This window comes from Methyloversatilis universalis FAM5, assembly GCF_000214035.2.
GTDB classification, from domain to species: domain Bacteria; phylum Pseudomonadota; class Gammaproteobacteria; order Burkholderiales; family Rhodocyclaceae; genus Methyloversatilis; species Methyloversatilis universalis.
Map to the genome: position 1 here is coordinate 144,726 of NZ_AFHG01000058.1, position 18,304 is coordinate 163,029.

General features: G+C 69.2%; 15 protein-coding genes. 11 read left to right on the forward strand and 4 right to left on the reverse strand.

Going from position 1 to position 18,304, the window contains the following annotated elements; genetic code table 11:
- From peaD to METUNV1_RS17675, 6 genes are read left to right on the forward strand one after another with little or no spacing between them, the layout of a single operon-like run.
- Nucleotides 1-1,110: a quinohemoprotein amine dehydrogenase subunit beta gene (peaD, locus tag METUNV1_RS17650; RefSeq protein ID WP_008064145.1), complete on the forward strand. Its 1,110-nt coding sequence runs from the start codon at nucleotides 1-3 to the stop codon at nucleotides 1,108-1,110.
- Nucleotides 1,111-1,113: 3 nt separating this feature from the next.
- Complete coding sequence (locus METUNV1_RS17655; RefSeq protein WP_008064147.1) at nucleotides 1,114-2,838, forward strand: ABC transporter ATP-binding protein; 1,725 nt, start codon at nucleotides 1,114-1,116, stop codon at nucleotides 2,836-2,838.
- Nucleotides 2,835-3,479 (forward strand): subtilisin-like serine protease QhpE, encoded by a 645-nt coding sequence (qhpE, locus tag METUNV1_RS17660; RefSeq protein ID WP_008064149.1) that lies wholly within the window; start codon nucleotides 2,835-2,837, stop codon nucleotides 3,477-3,479. The genes METUNV1_RS17655 and qhpE overlap by 4 nt, the downstream gene beginning before the upstream one ends.
- Nucleotides 3,472-5,625 (forward strand): cytochrome c biogenesis protein CcsA, encoded by a 2,154-nt coding sequence (ccsA, locus tag METUNV1_RS17665; RefSeq protein WP_008064151.1) that lies wholly within the window; start codon nucleotides 3,472-3,474, stop codon nucleotides 5,623-5,625. Before qhpE ends, ccsA begins: the two co-directional genes overlap by 8 nt.
- The gene (qhpG, locus tag METUNV1_RS17670) at nucleotides 5,622-6,959 is read left to right on the forward strand and encodes a flavin-dependent monooxygenase QhpG (protein ID WP_008064153.1); all 1,338 of its coding nucleotides are present in this window, start codon (nucleotides 5,622-5,624) and stop codon (nucleotides 6,957-6,959) included. Before ccsA ends, qhpG begins: the two co-directional genes overlap by 4 nt.
- Nucleotides 6,960-6,996: 37 nt before the next feature.
- Nucleotides 6,997-7,791, forward strand: a complete 795-nt coding sequence (locus tag METUNV1_RS17675) for a TorF family putative porin (protein ID WP_008064154.1) — start codon at nucleotides 6,997-6,999, stop codon at nucleotides 7,789-7,791.
- A gap of 84 nt (nucleotides 7,792-7,875) precedes the next feature.
- On the opposite strand, the gene narL is transcribed toward METUNV1_RS17675, so the two are convergent.
- Both narL and METUNV1_RS17685 read right to left on the reverse strand, forming a co-directional pair.
- Nucleotides 7,876-8,523 (reverse strand): two-component system response regulator NarL, encoded by a 648-nt coding sequence (gene narL, locus METUNV1_RS17680; RefSeq protein WP_008064156.1) that lies wholly within the window; start codon nucleotides 8,521-8,523, stop codon nucleotides 7,876-7,878.
- A complete protein-coding gene (locus METUNV1_RS17685) occupies nucleotides 8,520-10,064 on the reverse strand; it encodes an ATP-binding protein (protein ID WP_242059671.1) in 1,545 nt (514 codons plus the stop codon). Before METUNV1_RS17685 ends, narL begins: the two co-directional genes overlap by 4 nt.
- A gap of 55 nt (nucleotides 10,065-10,119) precedes the next feature.
- Between METUNV1_RS17685 and METUNV1_RS17690 the strand changes: the two genes are divergently transcribed.
- Entirely contained in the window at nucleotides 10,120-12,048 is a 1,929-nt protein-coding gene (locus METUNV1_RS17690; RefSeq protein ID WP_193374326.1) for a PAS domain-containing protein, read from the forward strand.
- Nucleotides 12,049-12,079: 31 nt separating this feature from the next.
- Here the strand turns inward: METUNV1_RS17690 and METUNV1_RS17695 are convergent, their stop codons facing one another.
- Complete coding sequence (locus METUNV1_RS17695; RefSeq protein WP_008064162.1) at nucleotides 12,080-12,997, reverse strand: DUF4394 domain-containing protein; 918 nt, start codon at nucleotides 12,995-12,997, stop codon at nucleotides 12,080-12,082.
- Between the two features lie 194 nt (nucleotides 12,998-13,191).
- On the opposite strand from METUNV1_RS17695, the gene METUNV1_RS17700 reads away from it, so the two are divergent.
- The 3 genes from METUNV1_RS17700 (at nucleotide 13,192) to METUNV1_RS17710 (ending at nucleotide 17,150) form a co-directional block, all read left to right on the forward strand.
- Nucleotides 13,192-13,809: a hypothetical protein gene (locus METUNV1_RS17700; protein ID WP_008064163.1), complete on the forward strand. Its 618-nt coding sequence runs from the start codon at nucleotides 13,192-13,194 to the stop codon at nucleotides 13,807-13,809.
- Nucleotides 13,810-13,814: 5 nt separating this feature from the next.
- Nucleotides 13,815-16,235, forward strand: coding sequence for a bifunctional diguanylate cyclase/phosphodiesterase (locus METUNV1_RS17705; protein ID WP_008064165.1), 2,421 nt, complete (start codon nucleotides 13,815-13,817; stop codon nucleotides 16,233-16,235).
- A gap of 75 nt (nucleotides 16,236-16,310) precedes the next feature.
- Nucleotides 16,311-17,150, forward strand: coding sequence for an alpha/beta hydrolase (locus tag METUNV1_RS17710; protein WP_008064167.1), 840 nt, complete (start codon nucleotides 16,311-16,313; stop codon nucleotides 17,148-17,150).
- On the opposite strand, the gene METUNV1_RS17715 is transcribed toward METUNV1_RS17710, so the two are convergent.
- Nucleotides 17,147-17,839 (reverse strand): hypothetical protein, encoded by a 693-nt coding sequence (locus METUNV1_RS17715; protein ID WP_008064168.1) that lies wholly within the window; start codon nucleotides 17,837-17,839, stop codon nucleotides 17,147-17,149. The genes METUNV1_RS17710 and METUNV1_RS17715 overlap by 4 nt on opposite strands.
- A gap of 184 nt (nucleotides 17,840-18,023) precedes the next feature.
- Here METUNV1_RS17715 and METUNV1_RS17720 point away from each other — a divergent pair, with 184 nt between their 5' ends.
- A complete protein-coding gene (locus METUNV1_RS17720) occupies nucleotides 18,024-18,218 on the forward strand; it encodes a hypothetical protein (RefSeq protein WP_008064169.1) in 195 nt (64 codons plus the stop codon).
- Nucleotides 18,219-18,304: the final 86 nt, after the last annotated feature.

The window sequence follows — 18,304 nt, forward strand, 5'->3', positions numbered from 1 at the left end:
ATGAAGATGAAGACCACGGCGGCCGCACTGGCCGCCAGCCTCGGCGTCGCGCTGCTCGGCGCCCTTCCGGCCACCGCGTCCGCGGCCAAGGACTATCTGGTGACCGCCGCCCGCCCCAACCTCGTGTTCGTGATGGACGCGAAGGAGCGCAAGGTGGTGAAGACCCACACCATCCCCAATACCTCGCTCGGCAACAGCCCGCTCACGCTGGTGCCTTCGCGTGACGGCAAGGTGGCCTATGTCATCCACAACCGCTGGGAAACCGTTTCCGGCATCGACCTGGACAGCGGCAAGGAGGTGTTCCGCGCCGAACTGTCCGGCGGCGACATCCGCGGCAAGTCGCCCTTCCCGATGGACCTCAGCCCGGACGGCAAGGAACTGGCGGTCTATGTGAACCCGACCCAGCTGCTGCCGGGCGAGTACAAGGTGATGGATCCCTACATCGCCATCTACCGCACCGATGCCGGTACCGACGCCGAGCCGGTACGCAGGCTGAAGGTGCCGCGCCGGGTGTCCACGCTGGCCTGGTCGCCCAAGGGCGACACGCTGTACGCCTTCAGCTGGGACATGCTCAAGCTCGATCCGCAGACCGGTGCGGTCAAGGGCCAGCACCCGTGGCGCACCTGGAAGAACGGCGACCAGGGCGAGCCGGACACGCTGGCGGTGTGGCCGCAGTGGGAACAGACCAATGTGTTCGCCACGCCCTACTACGTGACGCACGCCAACAAGAAGCCGGGCGACCCGTCGGCGCTGCGCGCCGGCATCTGGTCGCTCGACCTCGAAACCGACAAGGTGCACTTCAAGGAATTCGAGAATGCCGGCGTCGTGCTGTTTTCGACCGTGGTCAATCCGGTGCGCCGCGACGAGACCTATACCGTCTATACCCAGCTCACCAAGGTGAACACGAAGACCGGCAAGATGGACCGGGTCGATCTCGATCACACCTACTACAACGTCAATGTGTCGAGCGACGGCAAGGAGCTCTACATCGGCGGCACCCAGGGCGACATTGCGGTGTACGACAGCGCCACGCTGAAGCGCCTCGGCAACATCCGCACGCCGGGTGGTGGCGATCAGGTGCTCACCTCGCTGCGCATCTTCCAGCGCTGAGCGATGAAGGCCGACGCACTGCCTGTCGCACCGCAGTCGCCGGCCGCAGCCGCCGCGCCGGCGGCGCAGCGGCTGTCCGACCTGTACCGCTGGGCCGCCGGCTTTGTCCGGCCGGAACGCGCGGCGCTGGGTCGGGTGCTGCTGCTGTCGCTGCTGGCGGTGCTGGCCGGCCTGGCCCAGCCGCTGCTCACCCGCACGCTGATCGACGACGGCATCCTCGCGCGCGACGCGGGCACCGTGCTGGCGACCGGCGGCTGGATGGTGGCACTGGCGCTGGCCGCGCTGGCCATCGGCTTCACCTGCCGGCGCATCCACGTGGGTGCGTCGGCCCGCATTCTTCACGGCATGCGCGAAGCGCTGTTCGCGCATGTGCTCCGGCTGCCGCCGGACTATTTCGCACGCACCCGCCAGGGCGATCTGCTGGCCCGCCTCGAAGGCGACCTGGGCGAAGTGCAGCGCTTCGCGGTCGATGCGCTGCTGTCGGCCATCAATTCGCTGCTGACGCTGGTCGGCACCGTGCTGCTGCTGGCCCTGCTCAGTCCGAAGCTGGCGCTGCTTCTGGCGCTGCTGATGGCGGTCAATGCCGCGGTGCTGTCCTGGGTGCGGCCGCGCATCGAGGCGCTTTCGCGCCAGTCGCGCGACGCCGGCGTCGAGGTGTCCAGCTTTCTGGTCGAGAAGGTGGGCGCGGTGCGCTGCATACAGACCCATGTCGCCGAGTCGCGCGAACTGTCGCGGCTGGGCGGGCTGCACGCCACGGTGCGCGAACGCCTGCTGGCCGCCCAGCTGTGGGGCTATCTGGGCGGCGCCTTTCCGAACCTGCTGCTGTCGCTGGCGGTGATCGGCATCTTCGTCGTCGGCAGCCTGTCCATGCTGGCCGGCGACCCGCTCACGCTGGGCACCCTGGTCGCTTTCGCCACCTGCGTGCAGCGCGCCAGTGCGCCGCTGCACGCCCTGATGGGCCTCTATCTGCAGTGGCAGCGGGTGAAGGTGGCGCTCGGCCGGGTGGACGAACTGCGCGCGGTGCCGCCACCGCCCGAGGTGGCAGGCGATCTGCTTGACGGCGCGCTGCCGGCCGGTGATCTGGTCGTGCGCGATCTGGCCTGTACCCACGCCGGGGCGCCGCGCGCCGCCTTCAGCGGACTGAACCTCACGATACCGGCCGGTGCGCGGGTGTGGCTGCGCGGCCCGTCGGGCAGCGGCAAGTCCACCTTCATCGACCTGCTGCAGCGGCTGATCGAGCCGAGCGCCGGCTGGGTGTCGCTGGCCTGCATCGACCTGCGCGGCATCGACCGCGCGGCACTGCGCCGGCATCTGGTGGTGGTGTCGCAGGAGGCGGTGCTGTTCACCGGCACGCTGGCCGACAACATCCGCTACGGCCGGCCTGATGCCAGCGAGGCCGACGTCACCGCGGTGGCACGTGCCGCCGGTGTGGACGACTTCGCCGCCCGTCTGCCGGACGGGCTGGCGACCCGGGTCGGGCCGCGCGGTGCGTCGCTGTCCGGTGGCGAGCGTCAGCGGGTGGCGCTGGCGCGCGCGCTGCTGATGAAACCGGCGGTGCTGGTGATCGACGAAGGCACCTCGTCGCTGGACGGTGCGCTCGAAGCGCGCGCGCTGGCCGCGGTCGACGCGCTGCTGCCGCGCACCACCCGCATCGTGGTGAGCCATCGCGCGCTGGACCCGGCGCAGTTCGACCAGGTGATCGATTTCCCGCCGGGAGCACCGGCATGATGGTGAAGGTGGGGCTGATAGACGGCCCGGTCGGCGCCGGGCTGGCGCACGCGGTGCTCGCCTGTTCCGATCCGCAGGCGCTGCAGAGTGGGGAGGGCGGTCACGGCCAGCAGGTGGCTGGCGCGCTGCTCGAACACTGCCCGTCAGCCGGTCTGCTGCTGGCCCCGGTGTTCGACCGCACCTGCGAAGCCGAGGTCGGGCGCGTGGTCGACGCCCTGCACTGGCTGGCGGCGCAGGGCGCGCAGCTGATCAATATGAGCTTCGGCATGGCGACACCCAGCCGCCGGCTGGCGTCGGCCTGCGCCGAGGTGGCGACGCAGGGCGTGCTGCTGGTGGCGTCCGCCCCGGCGCGCGGTACGCCGGTGTATCCGGCCGCCTTTGCCGACTGCATCGCGGTGACCGGTGACGCGCGCTGTGCGCCGGGCGAAGTGTCGTGGCTGTCGACCGCCGCGGCCGATTTCGGCACCCATCCGCTGATTCGCCCCGGGCGGCCCGATCTGGGCGGCGGCGCCAGCATCGCCACCGCCCGCATGAGCGGCCTGCTGGCCGCACTGCTGGAAGAAGGGCATGCGCCGCACACGCTGCGCGCGCGGCTGCAGTCCATGGCGCTGCACATCGGACCGGAGCGTCGTCATGCCTGATCGTTCCGGTCTGGCGGTGGCCGTGCTCGCGGCCGTGCTGCTGTATGCACTGCCCGATGCCGGCGACGCGCTGCTCGCGCTGGCCGCGGCGGCGGTCCTGCATGCCGGCCTGCGTGTGCCGCGCCGTGCGCAGGCGCTGGCCCTGTCCGCCGGCCTGCTGTGGGGCGCTCTGTGTGCGCTGGCGCTGCTGCTGCTGAGCGACCGCACCGGCGTGCGCTATGTCTGGATCTACAGCGGCAGCGCGCTGCCGGCGCATCTGAAGCTGGCCAATCTGTGGGGCGGCGACGAAGGCACGCTGCTGCTGCTCGCCGCCTTCTGCGTCACGCTGGCGGCGCGCGGTGCCGCCGCCCGCACCGCTCGCCTTGATGCGGCAGCGCTGCTGCCGGCCGCCTATGTGCTCATCGTGCTGTGGCTGCGGCCGTTCGCCGCCACGCCGGCCGCGTGGCTGGCGCAGTCCGCGTCGCAGGGCATGAACGCGCATCTGATGAAGGTGTGGATGCTGCTGCACGCGCCGCTCATCCTGGCCGCCTACGCGTGGACGCTGTCGCTGGCCGCGCCGGCCCTGCAGGCGCTGGCCGGTGCCGCCCCGCGCTGGCCGGCGACTGCGCTGCCGCACGCCCGTCGGGCCTGGGCGCTGCTCACCGCCGGCATCGGCTTCGGCATGGTGTGGGCGTTCGAGGACGCGATGTACGGCCAGGTCTGGCACTGGGATCCGGTGCAGACCGCGGTATTCGCGGTGTGGTGCCTGCTCGGTGCCCACCTGCACGGCGTCGGCGGCTGGCGCGCCGGCCGTGCAATGTGGCGCTGGGTGCCGGCCACCGCACTGGCCGCCGCGGCGATGACCGCGCTCGCCATGGGCGTCACCCGCAACGACCTGCTGGCCAGTTCGCATCGCTACGTCGGTGCCGACACCTGGCCGGCGCATCTGGCGATCGCCGCGCTGTTGCTGCTCGCCGGCGTCGCGATGGCGTGGCGTGGCCGGCGCGTGGCGGCCCACGCCGCCCATCGCAGCAGCGTCGCGACCTGGGCGCTGCGCGCCACCCAGGTCGGGTTCGCGCTGATCGGCCTGTGGGCCGCCGGGCACATCGCCTGGGCCTGCGTCGCGCAGTGGCAGGGCACGCCGCGGCCGGACGACCTGCGCCCCTTCTTCGAAACGCTGCGCAGCTGGGCGCGCGGCAGCGAACTGCCGCTGCTGCGCACCGCCTTCGCGCAGTGGGATGTCGACGGCTATGCGCTGGCGCGCCATCTGCTGTGGCCGATGATGCTCATCGGTCTGGTCGGCGGCTGGTTCTTCCTGCGCCGGCTGTCGGCCCGCGTCGCGGCGGCGTCGCTGCTCATCGTGCTGCTGGCCTGCGCCACTGTGTTGCTGCAGGGCGGCCTGCTGGAGGAGCGCTATGCCGGCGGTGGCGTGCTGTCGCAGCAGATCGTGGCATTGCTGCCGCGGGTCGACGCCGCACTGCTGGCCGGCGGCTATCTGGCGCTCGCCTGTGCGGCGTGGAGCGTGCATGCCGCCTGGCATGCGCGGCGCTCGGCCGGCTATGCGCTGCCGCTGGGCCTGCTGCACGTGGGCGCGGTGATCGCGCTGTGGGGCGGGCTGGTGGCGACCGCGCTGAACGGCTATTCCCAGCATCTGGTCGGGCTGGGCGCCGACTGGCAGGCGGCGCCGGGCGGCTATGCCTTCCGCGTGACCGGACTGGCGGTGGACCGCACGCCGGATGGCGGGCGCGGTCCGGCAGACACAGCCTTCCGCGCGGTGGCCGAGGTGGAGCTGGACACGCCGGCGCACGGCGTGCTGCGCGGCCAGACGCTGTACCGCGACGGCCGCAGCGCCCTCGCCGGCTATGCCGGGCCGGTGCGCCAGATCTGCGAAATCCTGGATTACCGCTATGCCCGCTACGCCGACCGGCCGGGCTATGTGCTGCACCCCTTCATAGACCGCAGCTGGTCGCGCGACCTGCAGCTGTGGGTATCCACCTCGGCCGCGGTGGCCGCGCTCGAAGGCGGGCCGCAGACCGCGCAGGCGGTGGTGGTGCTGCGCGTGCTGCCCTTCGCTTCGCTGCTGTGGCTGGGGCTCACGCTGGCGACGGTCGGCGCACTGTGGCTGGCGCTGCGTGCGCCGGCCGGAAGCAGGGAGATGACGGCATGAGCGATGTGACCGTGCTCGGGCTGGGCCCGGCGGCCTGTCTGCTGGCGCTGGCGCTGGCGCGCCACGGCATGCGTCCGCTGCTGCTGGGTAGCCGGCGCAGCCGGCCGGCGGTGGAAGGCGTGTCACAGCGGGTGGTGGAGGCGCTGCGCCAGTCCGGCTGCAGCAACGCGCTCGATCTGCTCGGGCCGCGCTGGCAGCGGGTGTCCTGCTGGAATGCGCAGGAAGTGGAGATGAATGGCGAGTTCGTGGTCGAGCGCAGCGCATTCGACCAGGCGCTGCTGCGCGACGTGCAGGCCGCCGGCATCGAGGTGAAGGAAGGACTGGTGCGCAGCGTGGACCCGCTGCCGGAGCCGGGGCGGGCGGTCGCCTTCGAACACGCGAGCGGCCGCCGGCAGACGCTGCGCGCGGCGCTGCTGGCCGACTGTCGCGGCCATACCGCGCCCAAGACCGCGGCTGACCGGCTGGCCGGCCACACGCTGGTGTCGCTCGGCCGCAGTTTCGACGGCGCGCGTGCGCAGCCGCGCACCACCTTCATCGAATCCTTCGAAGCCGGCTGGGCCTGGGGCGGTGTCGACCCGGCCGGGCGCGCCCATGTGCAGGTGGTGGTGCTGCCGGAACTGCTGGCCGCGCACGACGGCGATCTCGATGCCGCGCACGCCGCCTGCATGCAGATGCTCGGCCGGCTGCCCCGCCGCTTCGGCCGTGCGCTGCAGCCGACCGGACCGGCGCGGGCGCGCGGCATACAGCCGGCACTGCGCGGTGTGATCGCGGAAGCCGACTGGCTGCGCATCGGCGACGCCGCCTACACCTGCGACCCGCTGTCCGGCCACGGCATGTTCGAGGCGGCGTCGGCCGCCATCGCCGCGGTGCCGGTGATCAACACGCTGCTGCGGCGGCCGCAGTCGTCGGCACTGGCGCTGCGCTATCTCGACGAGCGCGCCGAATCGGTCTTCCGCTCGCGCATCGAGGCGGCGCACCAGCATTACGCGACCGAAACCCACTGGCGTGACGAAGCCTTCTGGGCGCGCATGACCCGTGCGCCTTCGCTGCCTGCGTTGCAGGGAACGCGGCCGGGACGCGCGTCCTTCGCGTCGCGGCCGGTGGTCGAGGACGGCTACATCGTCGAACGCCGCGTGGTGGTGAGCGGCGAACACCCGCGCGGCGTGCGCTTCATCGACGGCATCGACCTCGGCCGGCTGGACGAACTGCTGCACGCCGGCGCACCGGCCGCGCCCGCCGACATCGGCCAGCACCTGCAGGCGCCGCCGGAGGCGGTGGCGCGCGCGCTGCACTGGCTGCAGGCGCAGTCCCTTCTTACCCATGCCGGGCACTGATCCGGCGATTTCACCACCGCAAGAGGAGAGTTGAACAATGACAAGAAACCGACTGAACGTCCTGCTGTGCGCGCTGCTGGCCGGCGCACTGCCGCTGTCGGCCCAGGCTGAAGAAGCGGCTGCGCCGGCGTACACGATCACGTCGAACATCGGCGTGTTCTCGCAGTACATCTTCCGCGGCATTTCGTACACGCAGGAAAACCCGGCGGTGCAGGGCGGCTTCGATTTTGCGCACGAGAGCGGCGCCTATCTGGGCATCTGGGGTACCAATGTGAGCGATCTGGCACTGTCGAACGCGACCGGCGAGATCGACCTGTATGGCGGCTTCGCGAAGACCTACGGCGACTGGACGGTGGACGTGGGCTTCCTGCAGTTCATTTTCCCGGGCGGCAAGTACGACTTGGTGGGCGGTGGCACCGAGAGCCTGAACACGCTGGAGCTGAACGCGGCGGTGAGCTGGAAGTTCATCCAGCTGAAGTACTCGTACGCGGTGACCGACTACTTCGGTTTCAGCAAGAAGTCGTTCGGAGCGGATTCGGACGGATCGGATTACCTGGAGCTGAACGCGAACTACGAGTTCATGCCGAGCTGGGTGCTGAACGCGCACGTGGGTCATCAGAAGGTGAAGAACTACGGCGACTACGACTTCACCGACTGGAAGCTGGGGGTGACGAAGAACTTCGAAGGCGGCTGGCAGGCGGCGGTGGCCTACATCGACACCAACGCGGACAAGACGCTGTACACGATCTGCGACAACGCCGGCGGTGTGCAGACGCGCTGCAAGGACACTGGCGACAGCAAGTGGCTGCTCTACGTGAAGCGCACCTTCTGAGCGTTCTCCGCGGTCATCCTCGTGGGCGCCCGGTCCGGGCGCCCTTGTGCGGCGGGGCGAGCGCTCCGCCGCGCTTTTTGCAGGTCAGCCCTGCAGCGCCTGTCTGAACTGCGGGTTCTGCAGCGCCCACACCGCGGCTTCGAGCCGGCTCTTCATGTTGAGCTTGCGCAGCAGGTGCTTGATGTGAACCTTCACCGTGGCATCGGAAATGCCCAGTTCGCGCGCGATTTCCTTGTTGCTGCGGCCGTCGGCCAGCAGGCCGAGGATTTCCCGCTCGCGCTCGGTCAGGTCGCTGTGCGAGGCGGCCGGCGGCGCATTCAGCGCATGCGCCAGCAGCCCGGCGACGCTGGCGTCGAGCACCACATTGCCGCCGACCGACTGCTTGATGCGGGCGCACAGTTCTTCCGGCTCCATGTCCTTCAGCAGATAGCCGTCGGCACCGGCCTTCATCGCGTCGAGTACGTCGCGTTCGTCGTCCGACACGGTGAGCATGACGCAGCGCCCGCGCACGCCGGCCGCCTTCAGCTGGCGCAGCGTTTCGATGCCGTTCATCGCCTTCATGTTCAGGTCGATCAGGATGAGGTCAGGATCGACCTCGGCGGCCAGCGCGATGCCGCTGGCGCCGTCGCTGACTTCGCCGGCCAGTTCCAGTTCCTCGTCGGCGCGCACCAGTTGCGCCACGCCCTTGCGGAACAGCGGGTGGTCGTCGATCAGCAGGATGCGGATGCTCATGTCGTGCCTTCTGTCAGAAGTTCGGCGGGCAGCTTCTGCGGTGCGAAGGTGAGCTGCACCCGGGTGCCGCCGCCCGGCCGGTGCACCACCGACACGTCACCGCCCAGCGAGTGGGCGCGTTCGCGCATGATGCTCAGCCCGTAATGGTTGCTTTCGGTATAGGGATTGGTGAGGCCGCGACCGTCGTCGTCGACCACCACGGTGAGCAGGTGCTCCGGGCCGTAGTGCATGCTCACCCACACATGATAGGCGCGCGCATGCCGCACGGTGTTCGACAGCGCTTCGCGGATCACCTGCATCACGTGGAATTCCTCGTTCACCTCGAGGTGACAGCGGCCGAGGTCGTGCACGAAGCTGATGTCCAGACCGCTGCGCTGCGCGAAATCGTCCACCGCGTCCTGCACCGTGGACAGCAGGCCGCCCGGACCCATGCGCACGCGGAAGGCGGCGATCAGTTCGCGCACCTCGCGGTAGGCTGCGGACAGGCCTTCGCGCAGTTCGCGCGCCGCCTGCGCCACATCGGTCGGATGCTTCTCGCGGTCCAGCCCGCGCTGCAGCCGTGCCACCTGGATTTTCATGTAGGCCAGCGACTGCGCCAGCGAGTCGTGCAGTTCACCGGCGATGGCGCTGCGTTCCTCCATCAGCGCGACCCGTCTTTCCTCTTGGCTGCGGCTGACGCTGGAAATCGCCAGCGCGGCGAGGTGGGCGAAGCTTTCCGCCAGATTCACCTGCGGGTCGTCCACCCGCGCGTTCTCCGGAAATTCGATCACCAGCGTGCCGACCGACACGTCGCCGCGGCACACCGGCACCACCAGCGAATGCGCGGCGCAGTCGCCGGAGGGCGGCACCACCCGCGCGCTCACCTCGCGCGCATTCTGTTCGGCGCCGAGCTGACGCAGCACCGCCGGCTCGCCCCGGGTATGCAGCAGCGCCACGGTGCCGAGCGCCTTGTGCGCCGCCGGATTCAGCGCCAGCCCGGCGGTGCGCGCGCCGAGCGATGTTTCCAGCAGGGACAGGCCGTTGCGCAGGCTGAATTCGGACACCACGCCGTCGGTGAACATGCGCGCCACCTGGTGCAGGGTCTGCAGTGCCTGGCTCTTGCGCCGGAGCTGTTCGCCGCTGGTCTGCTGGCGCCAGCGGCCCTCGGCTTCGAAGCCGGCCTGACGCGCGCTCAGTTCGGCCAGACTGTCGATCAGCCGGCTGATCTCATCGCGGCCGCGCACGCGTGCGCTGTCCGACATCAGCGACAGCGCGGATTCGGTGCGTCGCACCAGCACGTCATGCGCGCGTTTCATGATGAGCAGCGCACCCGCCAGGATGAGCGCGCTGCACAGCACCTGCAGCAGCAGCATGACCGCCACCCGCTCCAGCAGCGACTTCTCGACGCTGCGGAAGGCGTCGCACACCACCGCGCCGCTGTAGCTGCCTTCGTTGCACAGGTCGGCCAGGCGGCCGAACACCTGCTGGAACAGCTGCTCGATTTCGACGCTGCCCCACACGCTGAGCAGGGCGGCCACCATGCAGCCCGCCAGAGTCGCCACCAATCCGGTATACAGAGGGAAGCGCCCGCTCGGGCCGAAGAAGGATCGGATCAACATGACTCTGTACGTTTTTTCAGCGTGGATGCTGGCACTGCTGTTCTCGGTGGTGGTCGGCTCCTGGCACGGTACGACGACCTCTTACGTGCTGCCGGTCGCGGTGCTGGTCACCGGGCTGTCCATGCTGTGGCTGGCCCGCAAGCTGCCCTGGTACGTGGGCTCCCCGCACCGGCCTGAAGCCACTGCGCAGCAGGAGCAGTGGGCGGGTCAACTGTGCCACAACATTTCGTCGCCTTCGGTCACGATACAGGGGCAGGAGATCACTTTCGCCAATCAGGCCTTTCTCGCGCTGCTGCATTACGGCGGCCGCGGTGATCAGGTGGTCGGTCTTCCCTTCACCAATCTGCTGCACCCGGTCGACCATCCGCGCTTCGCCACGCTGATGGCGATTGCCGGCACCGATGACGCGACCGATGCCGAAGGCGTGCTGCGGCTGGTGCGTGCGGACGGCGGTCCGGTCAAACTGCACGCCAGCATTTCTCCGCTGACGCTGGTGCCCGGCAGCCGGCTCATCCAGTTCAGCGCCGACGCGGCGGTGGCACCGGCGCGCGACGGCGTCGAGAACTCGATGTCGGTGGTGCTCGATCAGCTCGATCTGGTCATGTTCAAGACCGATGCCGAAGGACGCATCGCCTATGTCAATCGGGCCTGGGAGCGGCTGACCGGTCGCAGCATGCCGGAAAGCCGGGGCCGCATGCTGTCGGCCGCGGTGCACCCGGAGGACCGGGATTCGGTCGACAAGGCCATGCTGTCGGTGGCCGGCGGACAGACCGATCACCTGAGCATGGAGGTCCGTCTCGTGAACACCGGCGGCAACGTGTTCTGGGTCATGCTGCGCGCGCAGACCTGCACGCTGCCGGACGGCGATCTGGTGGGCGTGGTCGGTACGCTGAGCGAAGTGACCCGCCGTCGCCGTGGCGAGGAACTGGGTTCGAGCCGGCGCTACCTGAACACCCTGCTCGCCAATGTGCCGGGCATGGTGTACCGCGGTCGCAACGACCCGGAGTGGACGATGGAATTCGTCAGCGATGGCAGCGTGGACCTGATCGGCTACGAACCGTGGGAACTGGTGGAGAACCACCGCGTGTCCTTCGGCAGCCTGGTGCACCCGGAAGACCGCGAATTCCTGTGGGCGCAGGTGCAGGCCAGTCTGGCCCAGCACAAGCCCTACCAGATTTCCTACCGGGTGGCCGACGTGAGCGGCAACTACCTGTGGGTGTGGGAGCAGGGCCGCGGCGTGTTCTCGTCACAGGGCGAACTGCTGGCGATCGAGGGCTTCATCACCGACGTGAGCGAGCGCCGTGGCGCGGAGGAAAAGGCGCGCCGCCGCATGTGGTTCGAGGCGCGCACCGGCATGACCAGCCGCGCCATCTTCGATTCGCTGCTGGCGTGGACGCTGCACCAGTCGCAGGTGAACGATTTCCCGTTCGCGCTGCTGTGGGTGGATGTGAGCGGACTGGCCGGCCGGCTGTCGCCCCCCGAAACCGGGGTCGAGCTGATACAGGCGACCGGCGTGGCCGGGCCGGGCGCGCAGACGCAGGCCGGCAGCGAGGCGATCGAACAGGCGCTGGCCCGGGTGGCGCGCCGTTTCCGTCCGGTCAATGGGCCGGGCGCGGCGGTGACCTATATGGACAACTACCAGTTCGCGGTGCTGCTGACCGACTTCCGCGCCGGCGAAACCGCGCGCGCGCTGGCCGGTTCGACCGAAGTGATCACTGCGGTGTCACAGCTGGCGAGCCGGCTGGTGCAGGAGCTGTCGGCGCCGCTCACCGTTGGCGCGGAAGAGGTGCCGGTGCCGGTATCGGTCGGCATTGCCATCGCCGACGCCCGCTACATCGGCGCCGAATCGATGTTCGCCGCCGCCCGTCGGGCTGCCACCCAGGCGGCCGAACTGGGCCCTGGCCACTGCGAGTTCGCCGACGAGTAGGTCCGCGCCCTGCGGCGGGCGGCGACGCGGCTCAGGGTTCGATCGCGATGCCGCGCAGCGGCTGGCCGTCCGCCACCCGACCAATGCGGGTGGCGCGGCCGCTTTTCAGATCGATCTCGTACAGCTGCACCGACGCATCGCCCGCTGTGCTGAGCGCGGCCAGCGCCGCATTGTTCAGGTCGGCGATGTCGAAGTGGGCGTCGGTGACCGGGCCGACGCCCAGTCCGCCCACCGTGAACAGCCGGCCCAGATTCGGCGAAACCACCGGCTGCGCGCCCTCCACTGAGCCCTGGCGCACCAGGGTGCCGGTCGCGGCGTCGATCGCGTAATTGGTGGTGATCTTTTCGTTGTCCTTGTTGTAGGTGTAGCCGGCCGCGACGATCTGCGGCGCCACGCCCGCGTGCGCATCGCCGTCAGCGTACTGCAGCTGTCCGTCCGGCTGCAGACCGGGCTGGTCGGCCGAGCCGTCTACCAGTTCGCCGCTGTCCGGGTGCGCGCGCAGGTTCTGTCCGGCATCGGACACGATGCGGATGCGGTCGGCCGCCGGATTGAAATCGAAGCCGAAGCGCCGCCCTTCGAGCGGGATCGCGAATGGCCGGGTACCGACCGGCGTCAGCGCGCCGGTGCCGACGTCGACCCGGAATACGCGACCGCTGCTGCCGAGCGCGTACAGATCGCCCTTGGCCACCCGGTAGTCGATGCCGAGCACCGTTTCGCCGGACGCCAGTCCGCTCAGTTTCAGGTCGGACAGCAGGCGACCGGGCTGGCCGGCGTTGAAGCTGATCAGCCGGTGATCCTGGGTGACCGCGCGCACCAGCTCCTTGCGGGGCGTGCCCGGCACGTCAGCCGGACGATGTGCGCAGGCGGTCAGCCCGGTTGCGGACGCAAGCAGGGCTGCGGCCAGGGCGGTGGGGCGGGTGCGGTGATACGGCGGTGCGTGGCGGGGCATGGCGGGATCTCCGTGGTGGGGCCAGCGTGAGGCCGGCCCTTTGTTGTCATGTTCCGGGGGCGTGAACGGGCGATGGTGCGGGGCCCTTGAGTGCCGGAGGTCCGATTTTTTCCGGCCTTGCGCTCTGGCTGCCTCAAGAAAGAAGGGTTCCCGCCCGTAAATCCGATTTCCTGTCTGCACTTTGAACGAGCACTGTGTCCGTTATTGCATTCCGCCCGCGACTGCGGGCCGCCGCGCTGTTCCTGGCCGCCCTCTGTGCCGGCGGTCCGGCACAGGCCGCCACGGTGGCCTACCGCACGGTCGACAGCGCGGGTCGCGCGCTGGATGGCGTGGTGATCGCGCTGCTGCCGGCGTCCCGCGCGAATCTGCCCGCGCCGCGCCCTGCACGCATCGAACAGGTGCGGAAGAGCTTCATGCCCCAGGTGTCCGCGGTGCAGGTCGGTGCGGCCATCGAATTCCCGAACAACGATACGGTTCGTCATCACGTCTATTCCTTTTCGCCGGCCAAGGTGTTCGAACTGAAGCTGTACAGCGGCAAGCCGGAAAAGCCGGTCGTGTTCGACAAGGCGGGGCTGGTGGTGCTGGGCTGCAATATCCACGACCAGATGGTGGCCTATGTGTCGGTGGTCGATACCCCGTGGTTCGCGGTGTCGGGCAACGACGGCGCGGCGCAGATCCGCGACGTGCCGCCGGGCGACTATCAGGTCCAGGTCTGGCACCCGCGCCGTCTCGGCATGCCTGACCTGCCGCTGCGTCCGCTGAAGGTGGCCGGCGATCTGAACGAAACGCTGGCAGTGGAGCTGAAGCCCTGAAGCTCATGATGCGTGTCGGCCTGAAGTGGAAGATCGCCGCGTGGTGTGCCGCGCTGCTGCTGGTCACCCAGGCCGGCGGTCTGCTGCTGTTCGGCGAAATCGGCCGCAGCAGCGCGCACGACGACGCGCGCGAGGAACTGCAGACCGGCCATCGGGTATTCGACCGCATGCTGCGCGAACGCACCGGGCAGCTCACCCAGGCGGCGCGCGTGCTGTCCGCCGACTACGGTTTCCGCGAGGCGCTGCTCAGCGGAGACCGGGACACCATCACGTCCGCGCTGGCCAATCACGGCGGCCGCATCAGTGCGGACCTGATGCTGCTGCTGGCGCTGGACGAGTCGGTCATCGCCAGTTCGCCCTTTGATCCCGGAAGCACGCCGGACCGCCTGCACCAGCTGATCGAACAGGCACGGCGCAGCAGCACCCAGGACGGGGGCGGCTTTGCCGTCGTGTCCGGCAGCCTCTATCAGGTGGTGGTGGTGCCGGTGATGGCGCCGCTGCCGGTGGCCTGGGTGGTGATGGGCTTCGGCGTCGACCAGCGCCTGATGAACGAATTGAAGGGCGTGACCGGGCTCGAGGTGAGCTTTGTCCGCCTGGGCGCCGAACAGCCTGGCTGGAAACTGGTGTCGAGCACACTGGCCGAGCCCCTCCAGAGCGAATTGCTGCAGCGTGTGCCGGCATCATCGATCCGGGTCGAGCCGGTGACGCTGTCGTTGAGCGGTCATGACTACGTGAGCCGGCTGCACGCGATCGATGCCGGCGGGCAGGAACAGGTTGGCGCGGTGCTGCAGCTGTCGCTGGACCGGGCGCTGGCGCCCTGGCAGCGGCTGTACCGGGAGTGGGCCGGGCTGTCGCTGCTGGGCATGCTGGTCGCGCTGCTGGCCAGCGCCTTCATGGGCCGCTCGATCGCCTCGCCGGTGGTCCGGCTCGCCGAGTTCGCCCGCCGGGTCGAATCCGGCGAATACGGCAAGCCGCCGACGGTGGCGCGCGGTGACGAGATCGGTCAGCTGGCGGACGCCTTTGTCCATATGACCGGCACCATCGCCTCACGCGAGGCGCGCATCACCGAACTGGCCTACTACGACGCGCTGACCGGTCTGCCGAACCGCGCCTACTTTGCCGAGCGGCTGGACGAGTACATCCGCGAAGCCGGTGCCCGGTCCGCCAGTGTGGCGGTGGTCAGCCTCGATCTCGACCGCTTCAAGATGGTGAATGACACGCTGGGTCACGATTTCGGCGATCTGCTGCTGAAGGAGGTGGCGCGCCGCCTGCGCGAAGCGCTGCGCAATGTGCGGGATCAGGTGGCACGGCTGGGCGGCGACGAGTTCGCCGTGCTGCTGCCGGATGCCGATGCCCGCCAGGCGCTGGGCGTGGCCAGCCGCATCGCCGAAGCGATCAACCAGCCGATGAATCTGGACGGACAGGTGGTGGACGTGAGCGCCAGCATGGGCGTGTCCGCCTGCCCGGAGCAGGGGGTCAGCGGGCGCGACCTGATGCGTCAGGCCGACATCGCGATGTATCTGGCCAAGCGCCACAACTCGGTGGCCGAAATCTACGACCCGCGTCATCAGGACCAGAACGTCGAGCGGCTGTCGCTGCTGTCCGAACTGCGCAAGGCGGTCGAGCGCGACGAACTGGTGCTGTACTTCCAGCCCAAGGTCTCCACCCAGCCTGACCGTGTTCACCACGTCGAGGCGCTGGTGCGCTGGATACACCCGACCCGCGGCTTCGTGCCGCCCTTCGAGTTCATTCCCTTCGCCGAACAGACCGGCTACATCAAGGCGATCACGCTGTGGGTCATGAATGCCGCGGTGAGACAGTGCGGTCAGTGGCTGGCGAACGGGCTGGAGGTGAACGTGTCGCTCAACATTTCTGCGCGCGACCTGCTGAACCCCGACCTGCCGGCGGTGTTTGCCGACATGCTGCGGCAGCACGCCTGTCCGGCCCGGCTGATTACGCTGGAAATCACCGAAAGCGCGGTGCTGGACGACCCGCTGCGGGCGCTTGCCAATCTGCAGGCGCTGCGCGACACCGGCTGCGCGCTGTCGATCGACGATTACGGCACCGGCTATTCCTCGCTGTCCTACCTGCGTCAGATGCCGGTCAGCGAAATGAAGATAGACCGCAGTTTCGTAATGCACCTGCTGGACAACCCGAACGACGAAATCATCGTCCGCTCGACCATAGAACTGGCCCACAACATGGGCCTCAAGGTGACCGCCGAAGGCGTGGAAAGCGAAGAAGTGCTGGAGCGCCTGCGTGCGCTCGGCTGCGATCTGGCGCAGGGCTACCTGATCAGCAAGCCGATACCGGCCGATGCGCTGGAGCGCTGGTTCAGGGACTCGCGCTGGGCGCAGTCGCCCGATGCCGCGCCGGCGCCAGCCGTCCGTCCGTCAACCGGCGCCGCGCTGGTCACCGCCGATTGAGCAAGCTCTCCACAGGTCCGCTGGCCCGGATGCTGCTTCCGGTTACAGTATCGAGTCACTGACGGAGTCCTTTTCATGATCAAGCGCCAGGGTCCCCTGGAAATCCTCACCCGCCGACCGGCCGGGCACGCGCATGCGGTGCCGCTGCTGTTCGTGCATGGCGCCTATACCGCAGCCTGGTGCTGGGACGAACATTTCCTGCCTTTCTTCGCCGATGCGGGCTACACCGCGTGCGCGCTTTCGCTGTCCGGCCACGGCGGCAGCCCCGGTCGCGAATACCTGGACCTGATCAGCCTGGACGATTACGTCCGGGACGTGCTCGAAGTGATGGACGGATTCGAGACGCCGCCGGTGCTGATCGGTCACTCGATGGGCGGCATGGTGGTACAGAAGTGTCTCGAGGTGAGACAGGTGCCCGCCGCCGTCCTGATGGCCTCGGTGCCACCGCAGGGACTGTGGGCGTCGGCGGTCGGGCTGGTCCTGCGCAAGCCCGACGTGATGTCCGAACTGAATGCGCTGCTGGCCGGCGGCGGCACGTCGCTGGACGCGCTGCGCGACGCCCTGTTCGCGCAGCCGGTATCGATGGAACGGCTGCAGCAGATGGCTGCCAGGATTCAGCCGGAATCGGCGCGGGTGATCTGGGACATGACCCTGTTCAACCTGCCGCAGCCGGCCCGCATGCACCGTCCGCCCATGCTGCTGCTCGGCGCCGAATGCGACCCCATCATCCCGCCGGCGCTGACCGAAATGACCGCGCGCGCGCTGGGCGTACTGCCTCACGTGTTTCCGGGCATGGGCCACGGCATGATGCTGGAAGCCGAGTGGCGCAAGGTGGCCCAGCGCGTGCTCGACTGGCTGGACGAGACGCTGGCCGGCTCGGTGACCGACGAACCGGACTGCCAGACCGGCAACTAGCGCGTGCGCGTGGCCGGCGCCGCGTGCGCCGTCAGATAGGACAGGATGTCCGGCACCCGGAGCTGCGGCTCGCCGGGCACGGCCTGCGAGCCGGTCACCCTGTTCATCCACGCCATATTGCGTTCCATCCGGCTCACCACCCGGCGCCACTCCCCGGCGGTCCGGCTGGCGGGCTCGGGCAGCACGTGGCACTGCTCGCAGGCGTCGCGGAAGCTGCGGCCCCGGGTGTCCAGGTCCGGATAGCGGGCGACATCGATCGGCTTCTGTGCATTACGTCGCAGATAGCCGATCAGCATGTGTACTTCTTCCTCGTCCGGCGCGGCCAGACCGCCCATCATCTGTCTCATCTGCGCACCTCTGTTCCCGTGGCCGCGCATCCGGTCCACCATGCGGTGGACGACTTTCGGCCACTTGTCCGGGTGATGCATGGCCGGGTTCGGCAGGTGATGGCACTGCGCGCAGTAGCGCGCCAGCAGGGCCGCGCCGCCGGAGCCGGCTTCAGGCAGTGCGGCGGCATCGACCGACGGCGGCAGGATGCGGACCATCCAGCCGGCCTGCGGCGAGCCTTCCCAGCGGGCACGCGCGGTGTCGATCAGCGCCTGGTTTTCCGCCGGACCGGCGAGCGCGACCGAGGCCGGGCAGAGCAGCAGAAGCAGCGGTACGGTTGCGAAGCGGCCGGACATGAACATGCGGGGAGGAGGTCAGTCTTCTCCAGATTAGTCCAGCAAGAACGGCCGGCAAGGTCGCGGACGAACGGGGCACCGCCCGTGTGAAATTTCGGTGAACGGGCATATCGGCCGTCCGGATGATTAAAGGCTGGAACACGCGCGGCCGATAGCCGCCTTATCGGCACTCGGGTACGGGAAGACGAAGATGGATCTGTTCGATTTCATGAGCGGCAAGTCGATCGGCCGCAGCCAGGATTACGGCGACGAAGTGCTGAACGCGGGATGGCTGCCGCACCTCGAAGCCGCGGCCGGCGGCCGCCGTTCGCCGGTGGCGCGTCCGCGCAGCGCAGTGGCCGATCCGGACGCCTATCTGCGCGACATCTACCGCGCACAGGAATGACAGTCAGGGCGCCGTCCGGCGTCCTGATCCACGTACGCCCGGTCCGCTGCGGCCGGCGTGTGTCTGGCTGATTTTCTTCCGCTTCA

Excerpts from the sequence above, each read along its gene's own strand:
- METUNV1_RS17720 (WP_008064169.1), top strand. The coding sequence starts at position 18,024 with ATGGATCTGTTCGATTTCATGAGCGGCAAGTCGATCGGCCGCAGCCAG.
- qhpE (WP_008064149.1), top strand. The coding sequence starts at position 2,835 with ATGATGGTGAAGGTGGGGCTGATAGACGGCCCGGTCGGCGCCGGGCTG.
- METUNV1_RS17655 (WP_008064147.1), top strand. The coding sequence starts at position 1,114 with ATGAAGGCCGACGCACTGCCTGTCGCACCGCAGTCGCCGGCCGCAGCC.
- METUNV1_RS17695 (WP_008064162.1), bottom strand. The coding sequence starts at position 12,997 with ATGCCCCGCCACGCACCGCCGTATCACCGCACCCGCCCCACCGCCCTG.
- ccsA (WP_008064151.1), top strand. The coding sequence starts at position 3,472 with ATGCCTGATCGTTCCGGTCTGGCGGTGGCCGTGCTCGCGGCCGTGCTG.
- METUNV1_RS17690 (WP_193374326.1), top strand. The coding sequence starts at position 10,120 with ATGACTCTGTACGTTTTTTCAGCGTGGATGCTGGCACTGCTGTTCTCG.
- qhpG (WP_008064153.1), top strand. The coding sequence starts at position 5,622 with ATGAGCGATGTGACCGTGCTCGGGCTGGGCCCGGCGGCCTGTCTGCTG.
- narL (WP_008064156.1), bottom strand. The coding sequence starts at position 8,523 with ATGAGCATCCGCATCCTGCTGATCGACGACCACCCGCTGTTCCGCAAG.
- METUNV1_RS17710 (WP_008064167.1), top strand. The coding sequence starts at position 16,311 with ATGATCAAGCGCCAGGGTCCCCTGGAAATCCTCACCCGCCGACCGGCC.
- peaD (WP_008064145.1), top strand. The coding sequence starts at position 1 with ATGAAGATGAAGACCACGGCGGCCGCACTGGCCGCCAGCCTCGGCGTC.
- METUNV1_RS17675 (WP_008064154.1), top strand. The coding sequence starts at position 6,997 with ATGACAAGAAACCGACTGAACGTCCTGCTGTGCGCGCTGCTGGCCGGC.
- METUNV1_RS17715 (WP_008064168.1), bottom strand. The coding sequence starts at position 17,839 with ATGTTCATGTCCGGCCGCTTCGCAACCGTACCGCTGCTTCTGCTGCTC.
- METUNV1_RS17705 (WP_008064165.1), top strand. The coding sequence starts at position 13,815 with ATGATGCGTGTCGGCCTGAAGTGGAAGATCGCCGCGTGGTGTGCCGCG.